We start from the raw sequence: 14,573 nt of genomic DNA, 5'->3' as shown, positions 1-14,573 counted from the left end.
AGGGCCCGTCAGTGGTCGTCGGTCCCGTTGTCGAGCTGGGAGAGCCGCGACTCCTCGAGGTCGAGCATGTGCGCGGCGTGCTCGGTGATCCGTGAACTATACGTACCCGTCGAGCGGGCGTCGAGCAATGCGGCACGTTCGGCCCGCAGCACTTTCAGCCGCAGTGCCCGCCGCTGCTCGTGGGGGCCGACGCTGTCTGTTGCGGCAAGTTCGGTCACGGCTTCGCTGGCGAGCCGGCTGTCTTGTCGCACCAACTCAATGACCGCTGGATCGAACCGTTCGCCGTTGTCCTGGCGCAGATCGGGGCTGTCCAGCGTCGACGCTCCCAGTTCACCGATCTCGCTGAGGAGACCGGCCAGCTCGACCCGGTCGGCGTCGACGCTGGTGCCCACGATGCCCAGCCGCCGGATCAGCAGCGGCAGCGTGCTGCCCTGCACGAGTAGGGTGACGACCGCGACGGTGAAGGCGACCAGGATGAGTTGGGGGCGGTACGGGAAGCTCTGCGGGAGCGACTGCGCGGCCGCCAGAGTGACCACTCCACGCATCCCCGACCACGCGAGCACGGCACCACCCTTCCAGCCGAGGCCTTCTGTTCGAAGAAACTCGACGTCGGCCTGTCGGCGGGTCAGGAAACGGCGCAACCTCCGAAGCCCGCGTTTCGACCGTTCGTCGGAGACTTCCCACTGCTCGAGGGTCTGTCTCATGCCTTTCAAGCGTGCTTCGGTGTGCTCGGCTTTGCGTTGATCGCGCCGCAGGAGGGCGATCAGCGGAATGACGAAGAGAATGCGCACGACGATGAGGAGCACCGTGGCAAGGAGCCCGATGAATACCGCATCGTCGACGCCGAGGTCGTCGTCGAGAACTTGTTCGATGAGCGATTTCAGCTCGAGGCCCATCAGCAGAAAGACGCCGTTTTCCAGCACGAATTGCACGGTGCGCCAGTTGATCCGCTCGGTGATGCGGTCTTGGGCGCTGAAGTATTTGGCGCTCCGATGCCCGGTGACGAGACCGGCGACCACCACCGCGAGCACGCCGGAGGCATTGATCGCCTCGGCGGGCGCGTAGGCGAGAAACGGCACCGCGAACGAGATCGTGGTGTTGAGGATCGGGTTGTCGAGTTTCGACCTGAACCAGACCGTCAGATAGCCCACCGCGAGGCCGACGAGGATGGCCGCCGCGACGGCGAACGCGAAGTCGCCGACGACCTGCCAGAGAGACACCGCCCCGGCAGTTGCGGCCACGGCCGAGCGCAGCAACACCAGTGCCGACGCATCATTGACGAGTCCCTCGCCTTCGAGCACCGTGACGAGGCGTGGCGGGAGGCCGAGACGCTTGCCGATGGATGTCGCGGCGACGGCATCCGTCGGACTGATGACCGCGCCGAGTGCGATCGCGGCGGGCAGGCTGAGCTCGGGGAACAACCACCAGAACAGCAGGCCGGACAACACCGCCGAGACGATGACGAGCAGCACCGACAGGCCGGTGATCGCCTTGAGATTGCGGCGGAAGTCGACCAGGGGAACCGTGACCGCCGCAGAGTAGAGGATGGGCGGCAGCACGAGGGTGAGAATCAGCTCGGGCGGAAAGTCGACGGGCGGCAGCCCGGGAAGAAAGCTGCAGACGATCCCGACGACGACAAGAATGAGTGGGGCTGCGACCCCGAGCTTGCGAGCGAACGTCGACACCAGCACGATGACGACCAGGCTGAGCAGGCCAAGGAGAGCATAAGACACGGCTCAACTCTAGAGGCCGGGGGAGGCGAGCCGACATGTGCGACTCAGGTTCAGAGATTGGCTCGCGAGATCTCGAGATGCGGCCTCCTGCGTCGGCAGCTCCTCGATCAACGCACAGAGGCCCGGTCGAAATCGACCGGGCCTCTGTGCGTGCTGCGCGACTAGAGAGTCAGCGCGCTCCTGATCAGTTCCGACTGCTCAGCGGCGTGACGCTTGGCTGAACCGGCGGCCGGCGATGCAGAGGGCGCCCGCGAGAACAGGCGAACCGCGCGCGGGCCCAGCTTGTTCGTCTCGAGGTAGAAGAACGGCCAGGCACCCTGGTTCTCCGGTTCATCCTGCACCCAGGCGAGCTCGGCGTTGGGGTACTGTTCGGCAACGGCCTTCAGCTCGACCGCGGGAAGCGGGTAGAACTGCTCCATACGCACAAGTGCGATCTCGGGGTTGGGGTTCTTCTCCAACTCGTTGAGCAGGTCGTAGTAGAGCTTGCCGGCCATGAACAGAACCCGCTTGACCGCGCTCTTGTCGGTGATGCGCGCATCATCGATGACCGGTTCGAATTTGCCACTGGTGAACGCCGGGATGTCGCTCGTTGCGCCGCGGAGGCGCAACATCGCCTTCGGGGTGAAGACGACCAACGGGCGGCGGGGACGCATGTACGCCTGACGACGCAGCAGGTGGAAGTACGACGCCGGAGTCGACGGACGAGCAACAGTCATGTTGTTCTCGGCGCAGAGCTGCAGGAATCGTTCGATGCGAGCCGACGAATGGTCGGGGCCCTGGCCTTCGTAGCCGTGCGGCAACAGCAGCACGACGCTCGAGCGCTGACCCCACTTCTGCTCGGCCGAGGAGATGAACTCGTCGATGATGGTCTGCGCACCGTTGGCGAAGTCGCCGAACTGGGCTTCCCAGAGCACGAGGGCGTCGGCGCGTTCGACCGAGTAGCCGTACTCGAAGCCCATGGCGGCGTACTCGCTGAGCAGCGAGTCGTAGATCCAGAACCGTGCCTGGTTGTCGGAGAGATTGGCCAGCGGCAGCCATTCCTGGCCGTTGACCCGGTCGTGCAGCACGGCGTGACGCTGCACGAACGTGCCGCGGCGGGCATCCTGGCCGGCGAAACGCACCGGGGTGCCTTCGACGAGCAGGGAGCCGAGAGCGAGAAGCTCGCCGAACGCCCAGTCGATCTTGCCGTTGCGGCTCATTTCGAGACGCTTGGCAAGCAGCTGCTGCAGCTTGTTGTGCACGGTGAAACCGGCCGGCTTGTTGTTGAACGCATCGCCGATCAGGGCGACGACGTTCTCGGGAACGCCGGTGGTCTCCGGCTCGCCCGCAGCGTCGTCCTGGTCCTGGCTGACCGGGAGGCCGAGGCTGTTGGCCGACGAACCGGTGATCACCGGGATCGACTCAGACTGTGCGGCGTGGGTCTCCATGAAGGCCCGCTCGAGGCGGTCCTGGAAGTCCCGGTGCGCGGCTTCGTATTCTTCGACGGTGATATCGCCACGACCGACGAGAGCCTCGGTGTAGAGCTTGCGCACCGACCGCTTGGCCTCGATCAGGTTGTACATCAGCGGCTGCGTCATCGAGGGGTCGTCGCCCTCGTTGTGACCGCGGCGGCGGTAGCAGACGAGGTCGATCACGACGTCGCGCTTGAACTCCTGGCGGTAGGCGAATGCCAACTCGGCAACGCGCACCACAGCTTCAGGGTCATCCCCGTTGACGTGGAAGATCGGCGCCTGGATGGTCTTGGCGACGTCCGTGGCGTAGATCGAGCTGCGGCCTTCGCCGGGAGGGGTGGTGAACCCGACCTGGTTGTTGACCACGATGTGCACGGTGCCACCCGTGCGGTAGCCGCGGAGCTGCGACATCTGCAAGGTCTCGACGACGATGCCCTGGCCGGCCATTGCCGCGTCGCCGTGGATGAGGATGGGCAACGTCGAGAAGGTGCCGATCGGCTTGCGGTCTTGCTTGGCCCGCACGATGCCTTCGAGCACGCCGTCGGCGGCTTCGAGGTGCGAGGGGTTGGCGGCGAGGTAGACCGGGATCTCTTCGCCGTTGGCGCCGCGGAAGGTTCCTTCGGTGCCGAGGTGGTACTTGACGTCACCGGAACCCTGAACCGTGCGCGGGTCTTGTGTGCCTTCGAACTCACGGAAGATGTGACCGTAGGTCTTGCCGGCGATGTTCGTCAGCACGTTGAGACGGCCGCGGTGCGCCATGCCGATGGCAACCTCGTCGAGGCGCTGCTCTGCGGCGCCCTGCAGGATCGCGTCGAGCAGTGCGATGGTCGATTCGCCGCCTTCGAGGCTGAACCGCTTCTGCCCGACGTACTTGGTCTGCAAGAACGTCTCGAATGCCTCAGCCTCGTTGAGCTTGCCGAGAATGCGCATCTGCTCGTCGTGCGTGGGCTTCTCGTAGGCCTTCTCGACCTTTTCCTGCACCCACTTGCGCTGGATCGGGTCTTGGATGTGCATGTACTCGATGCCCGTCGTGCGGCAGTACGAGTCGCGCAGCACGCCGAGGATCTCGCGCAGCGGCATCCGTCGACGGTCACCGAAGTTGCCGGTGACGAACTCGCGGTCGAGATCCCAAAAGGTGAGACCGTGGCTCGCGATGTCGAGGTCGGGGTGTGAGCGCTGAACGTATTCGAGCGGGTCGATGTCGGCCATCAGGTGACCGCGCACGCGGTAGGCGTTGATGAGTTCCTGCACGCGAGCGGTTTTGTCGACCGCGCTGGCGAGGTCGACGCTGATGTCGGGCGCCCAGTGGATCGGGTCATACGGGATGCGCATGGCCGCGAAGATGTCTTCGTAGAAGTTGTGCTGACCGATCAGAAGTTCGTGAACGATCTTCAAGAACTCGCCGGACCCTGCACCCTGGATGACACGGTGGTCGTAGGTGCTTGTGAGCGTGATGGTCTTCGAGATGGCCAGGCTGGTCAGCGTCTTGAGGCTGGCCCCCTGGAACTCGGCCGGGTAATCGAGGGCGCCGGCGCCGATGATGCAGCCCTGGCCCTTCATCAAACGCGGGACCGAGTGAACGGTACCGATGCCGCCGGGGTTGGTCAGCGACATGGTGGCGCCGGAGAAGTCTTCGGCGGTCAGCTTGTTCTTGCGGGCGCGGGCGACGAGGTCTTCGTAGGCGGTGAGGTACTCGCCGAAGGTCATCGTGTCGGCGCGCTTGATCGCCGGCACCATCAGGGCGCGGCTGCCGTCAGGCTTCGGGATGTCAATGGCGAGACCCATGCCGACGTGAGCCGGGGCGATCACTGAGGGCTTTCCGTCGACTTCGTCGTAGTAGACGTTCTGGCTCGGGAACATCTTGAGGGCGCGGATCAATGCCCAGCCGATGAGGTGAGTGAACGACACCTTGCCACCACGGGCACGCTTCATGTGGTTGTTGATGACAATGCGATTGTCGATCAGAAGCTTCGCGGGGATGGTGCGCACGCTCGTCGCGGTCGGCACGGTGAGGCTGACAGCCATGTTCGTGGCGAGAGACTTCGACGCACCGCGGAGCGGTGTGACGACGTCTTTGAGCTCGGGGGCGTCGGTCGCGGCCGGCACAATCTTCTGCGGGCTCGTGATCGGAGCGTCGGCCGGAACCGGCTCCGGCTTCGGTGCGACAGACGTGGTGCGCGCGGCAGGCTGGCTGCCGATCACCGAGATCGGTGCAGTGACGGGCGCTGCAGTCGGTGCGGAAGCAGGAGCTGCCGCACTGGGCGCTGCGACGGCAGACGCTGCGTGTGCACCATCCGGTGCGCCGGCAACCTTGTTTTTCGCGGTCTGGTGGTAGCTCTCGAGCACCGGCCACCAGGATTGGTCTACCGAGTTCTTGTCAACGAGATACCTCTCGTATAGCTCGTCAACGAGCCACTCATTCGCTCCGAATTCGCCCGACGTAGTTTCGTCGGATCCTCCACCGGTCAACTGGCTTGGCACAGCCCGATCGCCCACTCTCTCCGTTGATTCTGGATGCCCCAGGCGACAGAAAATCGCCGGTTCAGTATGCCAGTCAAGCCTAATCCAATCCCAAGCTGCTGCGGTCACCGACGCGGAGGGCTAGCCTCAATTGCATGAGGTTCTACGAAGCAGCACCGAGTCATGATCTGACCTATTCAGACGTGTTTCTTGTGCCGAGCCAGTCGGCCGTGACCAGCCGCCTTGACGTCTCTCTCGCTCCGGGGGACGGCACCGGCACCACGCTTCCGATCGTGTCGGCGAACATGAACTCGGTCACCGGGCCGCGTCTTGCTGCGGCTTTGGCCCGTCGCGGGGGCCTCGGCGTGTTGCCGCAGGATATGCACCTGCAGGATTTGGATTCGGCGATCCGCTGGGTCAAGGACCAGTCGCCGCAGTTCGACACCCCGTTTCATTTCGGGCCGGACGACACTGTCGAGGCGGCGCTGCGCCAGGTTCCGCCCGTTGACGGCCAGGGCCTGGTCATCCGGGACGCGGCCGGCGAGTATCTCGGCTGCATCGTCGCGTCGCGTTTGGCGACCGCGCTGCCCGACGCGAGACTGGGCGACTTGCTGCACGGCACCCTGGCTTCCATCGACGCCGACGATGTCGACGGACCCCGCCGCGCGTTCGACCTGATGACCGAGGCCGACCTGGACTTCATGCCGGTGATGCATCACGGAGCGGTGATCGGAACCCTGAGCCGGAAGAGCGCCCTGCGGGCGACGCTGTACGAAAGCGCCGTCGACTCCGCGGGCCGGCTCAAGGTGGCGGCGGCCGTCGGGATCAACGGAGATGTGGCGTCGAAGGCGAAGGCGTTGGCCGCTGCCGGAGTCGACGTGCTCGTGCTGGACACCGCCCACGGGCATCAGCAAGGGATGCTCAGGGCACTCAGCATTGTCGCCGACCTCGATCTCGGCCTGCCAATTGTGGCCGGAAACGTGGTGACCGCCGACGCGGTGGCGGATTTGGTCAACGCAGGTGCGAACATCCTGAAAGTGGGTGTCGGCCCCGGTGCCATGTGCACGACACGCATGATGACGGCCGTTGGACGCCCACAGTTTTCGGCGGTTCTGGAGACGGCGGCGGCGGCGCGCGACGCCGGGGCGCATGTCTGGGCCGATGGCGGGGTGCGCTACCCGCGTGATGTTGCCCTCGCCCTGGCGGCCGGGGCATCCTCGGTCATGATCGGCTCATGGTTCGCCGGGACGATCGAGGCTCCCGGCACGCTCAACGCCGATTCCCGCGGCGCCCTCTATAAGGAGAGCTGGGGGATGGCCTCGACGAAGGCGGTGCATGACAGGTTCGAGCGGCTCGACGCCTACGAACTCGCCCGCAAGACGTTGTTCGCGGAGGGGATTTCCAGTTCGAAGATCTACCTCGACCCGCTGCGGCCGTCGGTCGAAGATCTGCTCGACATGATCACCTCGGGGGTGCGCAGCTCCTTCACCTATGCCGGGGCGAGCACGCTCACCGAGTTTCACGAGCGAGCGCTGGTCGGCATCCAATCGGCAGCGGGGTACGAAGAGGGGAAAGCGCTGCCGGTTTCTTGGTAGGGGCCACGGGACACGACCTCCGGTAAGCGTGCAGGTTCTGCGCGGAACCGGTCGATATACTTGCCGAACAATGGATGACCCTCCCTCTGCCAGTTCCCCCAGTCATAGACCTTCGCCCGTGAGCTGCGGCGGTGAGCGCATTGTTTGAGTGGATTCTGCTCGGCATCGGACTCATCCTGACCGTGGGCACGGGCCTTTTTGTCGCCAGCGAGTTCGCGCTGGTCAATCTCGATCGTTCCGATCTCGAGGCACGTCAAGCGCGCGGTGAGAGCCGGCTGTCGATGACCATCGCCGCGCTCAAGATCACCTCGACGCATCTGTCGAGCGCACAGCTCGGCATCACCCTGACGACCCTGCTCGCCGGTTACACGATGGAGCCGGCTCTGAGCTCCCTGCTCACACCGCCGCTGACCGCCGTCGGCCTCCCGGAAGTTGTCATTCCGGTGACCGCGACGGTACTTGCCGTGGTCATCGCGACTCTCGTCTCGATGATCATCGGTGAACTCGTGCCGAAGAACTTCGCCCTGGCTCTGCCGATCCAGACCGCGAAACTTGTGGTGCCGTTTCAGACGGCGTTCACGACGGTGTTCAAACCCGTCGTCTTCGTGCTGAACGGCAGTGCGAACGGCATCCTGCGCTCGATGGGCATCGAACCGAAGGAAGAGCTCTCCGGTGCCCGCACGGCTGAGGAGCTGTCGTCGCTCGTGCGCCGCTCGGCCAGCGCGGGTCTGCTGGAGAAAGACACGGCGACGCTGCTGCACCGCACCCTGCTGTTCTCCGGGCACACGGCATCCGATGTGATGACCCCGCGCCCTCGCGTCGCAAGCATCAATCGCACCGCCTCGGCGCAGGCCGTGATCGACCTGACCCGGCAGACCGGGTACTCCCGCTTTCCGGTCATCGACGAAAGCGTCGACGACGTGGTCGGCATCGTGCACATCAAGCAGGCGGTGGCCGTGCCCCGGCATCGCCGAGCGGATGTCCCGGTGTCCGCCCTGCAGTCTGAGGCGATTCGCGTGCCGGAGACCATGAAACTCGACAGCCTGCTCGGAGAGCTCAAGGGACGCGGCTACCAGATGGCCGTCGTCGTCGACGAGTACGGCGGAACTGCCGGAGTCGCCACCCTCGAAGACCTCGTCGAGGAACTGGTCGGCGAGGTCGCCGACGAACACGACCGCACCCGCGCCGGCGTGGTGCGCTCGCAGGACTCCCTGACGTTCCCCGGCCTGCTCCGCCCCGACGAGGTGCTGGAACGCGCCGGACTCTCGGTTCCCGACGACGGTCCCTATGAGACCGTCGCCGGATTCGTGATGAGTGAGCTCGGCCGGCTTCCGGTCGTGGGCGATGTCGTCACAATCGACGCCGGAACCCTCCGCGTCGAACGCCTCGACGGGCGGCGCATCGACCGACTGCGGTTCACCCCTGCTCCCGAACCGGAACCTGACGAGAACAACGCGATCAAGAACAACGCGATCAAGAACAACGCGACGAAGAACAACGCGACGAAGAACAACGCGACGAAGAACGATACGCAGAAGAAGGAGGGGAACCGATGAACGACTGGGCTGGAATCGCATGGCTGGTCGTGCTGCTTCTCGGCAACGCCTTCTTCGTCGGCGCCGAGTTCGCCGTGATCTCGGCGCGCCGCTCGCAGATCGAACCGATGGCTGAAGCCGGCAAACGGAGCGCGAAGACCGCGCTCTGGGCGATGGAAAACGCCACGTTGATGCTCGCGACAACGCAGCTCGGCATCACCGTCTGCTCGCTCCTCATCCTGAACGTCTCGGAACCGGCGATCCACCACCTGCTGGAGATTCCCCTCGGCCTGACCGGGTTGAGCGAGGAGGCGATCGGGACGATCGGATTCACGATCACTCTGCTGATCGTGACCTACCTGCACGTCGTGTTCGGAGAGATGGTGCCGAAGAACCTGTCGTTCTCGGTGCCCGACCGCGCGGTGCTGTTGCTTGCACCGCCATTGGTGTTCATCGGACGCATCTTCAAGCCGGTGATCATCATGCTGAACGCCAGCGCCAACGCCGTGCTGCGTCTATTCGGTGTGGAACCGAAGGATGAGGCGACGAGCACGTACACGCTCGACGAGGTGGCGACCATCGTCAGCCAGTCGACGCGCGAAGGCGTGCTCAGCGACGGAACCGGCGCATTGAGCGCCGCGTTCGAATTCACCACGCTCAAGGTGAAGGATGTCGCGGTGCGCCTCGACAAGCTGATCAGCTTGCCGGCGGAAGCAACGCCCGCCGACGTCGAGCGCGCAGTGGCCAAGCACGGCTTCTCCCGCTACGTCGTGGTGAACCCCGCCGGGGAACCGACCGGGTATGTGCATTTGAAGGACGTGCTCGACCTCGACTCCGAGACCGACGAAGACGGCGAACCCGGTGGCTATTTCGCGCCGATCCCTGGCAAGCGCATCCGGCAGCTCGTGTCGATCTTCGAGAACACCGATCTCGAAGACGCCCTGGCGACGATGCGGGCATCCGGCGCCCATTTGGCCCGGTCGTTCACGGCCGAGGGGGAGACGACGGGTGTGCTCTTCCTGGAGGACATCATCGAGGAACTCGTCGGTGAGGTTCAGGATGCGACGCGTCGCGACTGAGCGGCGGGTTCACTGAGCATGCCTTGAGGGTCTCGCCCCGACGGGTCTCAGGCGGGCCCCGGGGGCCTCGCCTGCCCGCTGGCCCAGGCGTACGCTGGCCGCGGGGCAAGCAAAAGGAGACACTCATGCTGAATTCATGCGAAGTGATGGCTGTGCTTCCAGCCAAGGATCTGAAGCGCGCGCGGGACTTCTACCGGGACGTTCTCGGGCTGGAACCAACGGAAGAAAATGAGGCGGGACTGACCTATCGCACGGCGCAGGGCAGCGCCTTCTTCCTCTACGAAACCGACAATGCCGGCTCGGCGAAAAACACCTCGATTTCGTGGACCACCGACAATCTCGAGAAGGAAATGGGCGAGCTTCGAGGGCGTGGCGTCGTCTTCGCCGAGTACGATTTTCCGGGCCTGAAGACTGAGAACGGCATTGCCGAGCTGGACGGCGAACGCTCCGCGTGGTTCACCGACAGCGAGGGAAACATTCACGCGCTCGGGGAACACGCGTAATCACCTGATCAGGGCACACCCGTGAGCACGCGGATGCTGCGGCGCTCCCACATCGAGACTGACGTCTTAGTCGAGCGCGCCAGGGGTGTCGCGAGGCCAGCGGCCCAGGCGTACGCTGACCGCGGGGAAAATGGAAGGGCACACTCATGTTGAAGAAAATGAAGGCAATGGCCGTGCTTCCGGCGAAGGATTTGGAACGGGCGCGGGCGTTCTACCGGGACACTCTGGGGATGGAACCCGACGAAGAGGAGAGCGGCGGATTGATCTATCGCACGGGAGGCGACACCGCCTTCCTGCTGTACGAGACCGACAACGCCGGATCGGCGAAGAACACCCAGATGGCGTGGGAAGCCGACGATCTTGACGCAGAAGTCGCTGACTTGAGAGGGCGCGGAGTCGTCTTCGCCGAGTACGATTTTCCGGGTCTGAAGACCGAGAACGGCATTGCGACGACCGACGGGCTCCGCACCGCGTGGTTCCTCGACAGCGAGGGAAACATCCTGGCCGTCACGGAACGCGTCACCTAAGACGGATGCGTGTGGTCACGCCGTCGTGTTGCGACGCCGTGCCCCAGGCCGCTCGTCACGCCACTGGGCACGCAGATACTGCGATGGCCAGTAGCCGAGGCTGACTCCGAGTTCGTGCGCCGCGCGCAGCGGAAAGTGCGGATCTCGGAGCAGCTCCCGGCCGAGGAGAACGGCGTCAGCCTGCCCAGACGCGACGATCGCGTCGGCCTGGGCCGGCGTCGTGATAAGGCCGACGGCGCTCACCGGAAGCTCGGTGCGCGTTTTCACGAACTCGGCCAACGGAACCTGATAGCCGGGCCCCAACGGGATCGTCACCCCGGTCACGTTTCCGCCGGAGGAGATATCGAAGAAATCGGCCCCGCGCTCGGCCGCCCAGCGGACGACCTCGACGGTGTCATGCTCGTTCCAGCCGCCTGGCGCATAGTCGGTCGCCGAGAACCGCACGAAGATCGGCACACGCGCGCCGACGGCATCCCGGATCGCACCGATCACCTCGAGCAGCAGCCGTGCCCGATTCGAGAGTGAACCGCCGTATGCGTCGTCGCGCCGGTTGCTGAGCGGGGAGAGGAACTGGTGTAGCAGGTAGCCGTGGGCGGCATGGATCTCGACGAGGTCGAAGCCGGCGGCAACCGCTCGCACGGCCGCGGCGGCGAAATCGGCGACGACCTTCTCGATGCCGGCGAGGTCGAGTGCGATCGGCGCCTCGTAGCCCGGAAAGGGGATGGCCGAGGCCGACACCGTCGGCCAGCCACCTTCGGCCGCGGGAACAGTGCCGTGCACGTCGTGACCCCAAGCCGGCCAGGTTGAGGCCTTGCGCCCGGCGTGAGCAAGCTGGATGCCGGCGTGCGCGCCCTGAGAATGAATGAACGTCACGATTCGCTGCCAGGCCGCGGCCTGTTCGTCGTTCCAGATGCCGGTGTCGGCGGGGGAGATGCGGCCCTCCGGGCTGATCCCGCTTGCCTCGGCGATGACGAGGCCCGCGCCCCCGGTCGCCAGAGCGCCGAGATGCACGAGGTGCCAATCGCGGGGAACGCCGTCGGACTTCTCGATCGAGTACTGGCACATCGGCGCCACCCAGACCCGGTTGCGGAAGGTGAGCCCGCGCACGGTCAATGGCGTGAAGAGACCGACTGTCGGAGTCATGGGCGACCTTTCGTAGACGAAACAACCTATCGTGAGTGCATGACGAATGCCGGGGACTGGCTGGACTGGAACGCAGAACGTGCGCGTGACTGGATTGCGGTGCCCCAGGCATCCGACGACAAGTACTCGCGGGGTGTTCTCGGGATGCTCACGGGCTCGGCCGAATACCCGGGGGCCGCGGTGCTCGGCGTCGAGGCCGCGGTGCGCACCGGGGTCGGCATGGTGCGCTACCGGGGGCCGGAGCGGGCCGCCCACCTGGTGCTTGCCCGCCGTCCGGAGGTCGTGACCGCTGCCGGCCGAGTGCAGGCCTGGTTGCTGGGCTCTGGAATGGATGCCGGGACCCGGTCCGACGAGACGACGAAGGCAGTTCGCGCGGCGCTCGCCGAGGGGCTGCCCAGTGTGGTCGACGCGGGCTGTCTCGATCTGGTCGAGGGCGGCGGACCGCTTGTCGTCACCCCGCATTTTCGGGAACTCCGGGCGCTGCTGGGCCGGCACGGAGTCGTCGCGACGGTCGAGCAGATTCAGCGGGCACCGGGGGAGTGGGCGATTCGTGCGGCGGCGGCCCTGCAGGTAACGGTGCTCGTGAAAGGGAACGTGACGCACATCGCCTCTCCGGCCGGGCTGAATCTGCGCCTGGCGGGAAGCACGCCGTGGCTGGCGACGGCCGGAACCGGCGACGTGCTCGGCGGCATCCTCGGCGCGCTGCTGGCCACGCACGCCGAGCAGGCGCGTGACGACCCGAATGCACTGGCGAAGTTGGCCGCGACGGCGTCGCTGCTGCATTCACGGGCGGCGATCCGGGCTTCGGCCGGGGGGCCGATCGCCGCGCTGGATGTGGCGGAGGTGCTTCCGGCGACGATCGCTCGGTTGCTGGGGGCTGCGGGCTAGCGGGGGATACGCGCCAGGAATTCGCGGGTGCGTTCCTCCTGCGGGTTCTCGAACACTGCAGTGGGAGCACCGATTTCCAGCACCCGCCCGTGATGCAAGAACGCAACCCGGTCGGCGACATCCCGGGCAAAGCTCATCTCATGGGTGGCCATCACGATGGTCGTACCGGTCTGCTTGAGCTGCCGCACGAGATCGAGTACCTCGCCGACGAGTTCGGGGTCGAGCGCGCTGGTGACCTCGTCGAGAAGCAGGAGTTCCGGATCGGTGGCAATGGCGCGCACGATGGCGGTGCGTTGCTGCTGGCCGCCGGAGAGCCGGTCGGGAAAGTCGCGCGCCTTGTCAGCCAGACCGATCTGGTCGAGCAGCTCCAGGCCACGCTTCTCGGCGACCGCGCGGGACTGCTTGTGCACGGAGCGGCTGGCGAGCGTCACGTTGTCGAGCACCGAGAGGTGGGGGAACAGGTTGTAATGCTGAAAGACCACGCCGATGCGCGCGCGCACCGCATCGGCCGGGGTGCGCGGGTCACTGATGTCCTGCTCGTTCAGCCAGATTTGGCCGTCGTCGACCTGCTCCAGCAGATTGATCACACGCAGCAGCGTCGACTTGCCCGACCCACTCGAGCCGATGAGCGCGAGCACCTCGTGCCGGTGCACGTCGAGCGTGATGCCGTCGAGCACGGTGTTGTCGCCAAACGACTTGCGGATGCCGTCGAGGCGCAACACGGGGATGGTCGAGGCCGGGGATGCCGTGCCGAGCGCGCTCATACGAGGGTTCCGATCTGCTCGCGGCGGCGCATCCGTGCCGTGACCCAGTCGGTCAGTCGGATCATCGGCAGGGCGAGCAGCACGAAGAGCAGCCCGGCGAGCACGTAGGGGGTGAAATTGAAACTGGCCGCGGATTCGATCTGCGCGGCGCGCACCGCATCGACGGCACCGAGCACCGAGATGAGACCGACGTCTTTCTGCATGGCGACGAAGTCGTTCATCAATGCGGGGGTCACCTTGCGGAGGGCCTGCGGCAGCACCACTTTGCGCAGAGCCTGGCCATGGCTGAGGCCGAGCGAGCGCGCGGCGAGCACCTGTGACGGGTGCACCGCCTCGATTCCCGCCCGCCAGACCTCGGCGACGTACGCCGAGTAGGTGAGGATGAGGGCGATCGTTCCCCAGACCGCTGCCGGAAACCGGGGGAAGATGTCGAGTCCCGGCAGTCCGAAGCCGACCAGGTAGAGCACGATGAGCAGCGGCACGCCGCGAAACAGATCGGTGTAACCGGTGGCAAGGGCACGTAGCGGAAAGAAGACGGGGCCGCGCAGCGTGCGCAGGGTAGCGAGGATCAGGCTGAACACCAGCACTCCGAGAGCCGCGAAGATCAACACCTGGATGTTGAGCACGAGGCCCTGGAACACCCGCGGCCAGGCCTTCACCGCGACGGCAGGGTCGAAGAAACTCTGCCGCACGGCGTCCCAGCCCGGGGTGTTGACGACGAACAGCCAGATCAGCGCCGCGAACACGAGAGTGCTCACAACGCTGATCAGAACTGAGCGCCCGGTTTGACGCTGGCGGTAGGCGCGTCGGCCCAGCTCAACGGCGCTGGGAAGCGGCGCGGTGGGCAGCGGTTCGTTGGTACGGCTGCGGCCGAGTGTGGTGGTCACGCCGTCAA

Annotated in this window: 11 protein-coding genes; 6 read left to right on the top strand and 5 right to left on the bottom strand. The window is 65.7% G+C overall.

The genetic code is table 11. The features are described 5' to 3' along the window. Positions 1-8: 8 nt before the first annotated feature. Complete coding sequence (locus tag AB4Y63_RS12665; RefSeq protein ID WP_441791404.1) at positions 9-1,733, bottom strand: cation:proton antiporter; 1,725 nt, start codon at positions 1,731-1,733, stop codon at positions 9-11. Between the two features lie 161 nt (positions 1,734-1,894). Beyond that, entirely contained in the window at positions 1,895-5,665 is a 3,771-nt protein-coding gene (locus AB4Y63_RS12660) for a multifunctional oxoglutarate decarboxylase/oxoglutarate dehydrogenase thiamine pyrophosphate-binding subunit/dihydrolipoyllysine-residue succinyltransferase subunit (RefSeq protein ID WP_441791403.1), read from the bottom strand. A 134-nt stretch (positions 5,666-5,799) separates the two neighbouring features. On the opposite strand from AB4Y63_RS12660, the gene AB4Y63_RS12655 reads away from it, so the two are divergent. From AB4Y63_RS12655 to AB4Y63_RS12635, 5 genes are all read left to right on the top strand, one after another. Further along, a complete protein-coding gene (locus AB4Y63_RS12655) occupies positions 5,800-7,239 on the top strand; it encodes a GuaB1 family IMP dehydrogenase-related protein (RefSeq protein ID WP_441791402.1) in 1,440 nt (479 codons plus the stop codon). Between the two features lie 140 nt (positions 7,240-7,379). Further along, a complete protein-coding gene (locus tag AB4Y63_RS12650; protein ID WP_441791458.1) occupies positions 7,380-8,795 on the top strand; it encodes a hemolysin family protein in 1,416 nt (471 codons plus the stop codon). After that, positions 8,792-9,853 carry a hemolysin family protein gene (locus AB4Y63_RS12645; RefSeq protein WP_441791401.1) on the top strand — a complete coding sequence of 354 codons (1,062 nt, stop codon included), beginning with the start codon at positions 8,792-8,794 and terminating at the stop codon, positions 9,851-9,853. Before AB4Y63_RS12650 ends, AB4Y63_RS12645 begins: the two co-directional genes overlap by 4 nt. 125 nt (positions 9,854-9,978) lie before the next feature. Beyond that, positions 9,979-10,356 (top strand): VOC family protein, encoded by a 378-nt coding sequence (locus AB4Y63_RS12640; protein WP_441791400.1) that lies wholly within the window; start codon positions 9,979-9,981, stop codon positions 10,354-10,356. 146 nt (positions 10,357-10,502) lie between these two features. Then, positions 10,503-10,883: a VOC family protein gene (locus AB4Y63_RS12635; protein ID WP_441791399.1), complete on the top strand. Its 381-nt coding sequence runs from the start codon at positions 10,503-10,505 to the stop codon at positions 10,881-10,883. A 15-nt stretch (positions 10,884-10,898) separates the two neighbouring features. Here the strand turns inward: AB4Y63_RS12635 and AB4Y63_RS12630 are convergent, their stop codons facing one another. Beyond that, positions 10,899-12,026: an NADH:flavin oxidoreductase/NADH oxidase gene (locus tag AB4Y63_RS12630; protein ID WP_441791398.1), complete on the bottom strand. Its 1,128-nt coding sequence runs from the start codon at positions 12,024-12,026 to the stop codon at positions 10,899-10,901. Positions 12,027-12,065: 39 nt separating this feature from the next. On the opposite strand from AB4Y63_RS12630, the gene AB4Y63_RS12625 reads away from it, so the two are divergent. Continuing rightward, positions 12,066-12,914 carry an ADP-dependent NAD(P)H-hydrate dehydratase gene (locus AB4Y63_RS12625; protein WP_441791397.1) on the top strand — a complete coding sequence of 283 codons (849 nt, stop codon included), beginning with the start codon at positions 12,066-12,068 and terminating at the stop codon, positions 12,912-12,914. On the opposite strand, the gene AB4Y63_RS12620 is transcribed toward AB4Y63_RS12625, so the two are convergent. Beyond that, positions 12,911-13,678: an amino acid ABC transporter ATP-binding protein gene (locus AB4Y63_RS12620; protein WP_441791396.1), complete on the bottom strand. Its 768-nt coding sequence runs from the start codon at positions 13,676-13,678 to the stop codon at positions 12,911-12,913. The two genes, AB4Y63_RS12625 and AB4Y63_RS12620, sit on opposite strands and share 4 nt — an antisense overlap. Continuing rightward, positions 13,675-14,565 carry an amino acid ABC transporter permease gene (locus AB4Y63_RS12615; RefSeq protein WP_441791395.1) on the bottom strand — a complete coding sequence of 297 codons (891 nt, stop codon included), beginning with the start codon at positions 14,563-14,565 and terminating at the stop codon, positions 13,675-13,677. The genes AB4Y63_RS12620 and AB4Y63_RS12615 overlap by 4 nt, the downstream gene beginning before the upstream one ends. Positions 14,566-14,573: the final 8 nt, after the last annotated feature.

The sequence above is a fragment of the Leifsonia sp. YAF41 genome, assembly GCF_052113185.1.
GTDB lineage: Bacteria > Actinomycetota > Actinomycetes > Actinomycetales > Microbacteriaceae > Cryobacterium.
The sequence above is the reverse complement of the archived record's forward strand: the minus strand, read 5'-3'. Positions and strand labels throughout refer to the sequence as shown.

Excerpts from the sequence above, each read along its gene's own strand:
- AB4Y63_RS12655 (WP_441791402.1), top strand. The coding sequence starts at position 5,800 with ATGAGGTTCTACGAAGCAGCACCGAGTCATGATCTGACCTATTCAGAC.
- AB4Y63_RS12645 (WP_441791401.1), top strand. The coding sequence starts at position 8,792 with ATGAACGACTGGGCTGGAATCGCATGGCTGGTCGTGCTGCTTCTCGGC.
- AB4Y63_RS12640 (WP_441791400.1), top strand. The coding sequence starts at position 9,979 with ATGCTGAATTCATGCGAAGTGATGGCTGTGCTTCCAGCCAAGGATCTG.
- AB4Y63_RS12635 (WP_441791399.1), top strand. The coding sequence starts at position 10,503 with ATGTTGAAGAAAATGAAGGCAATGGCCGTGCTTCCGGCGAAGGATTTG.
- AB4Y63_RS12630 (WP_441791398.1), bottom strand. The coding sequence starts at position 12,026 with ATGACTCCGACAGTCGGTCTCTTCACGCCATTGACCGTGCGCGGGCTC.
- AB4Y63_RS12625 (WP_441791397.1), top strand. The coding sequence starts at position 12,066 with ATGACGAATGCCGGGGACTGGCTGGACTGGAACGCAGAACGTGCGCGT.
- AB4Y63_RS12620 (WP_441791396.1), bottom strand. The coding sequence starts at position 13,678 with ATGAGCGCGCTCGGCACGGCATCCCCGGCCTCGACCATCCCCGTGTTG.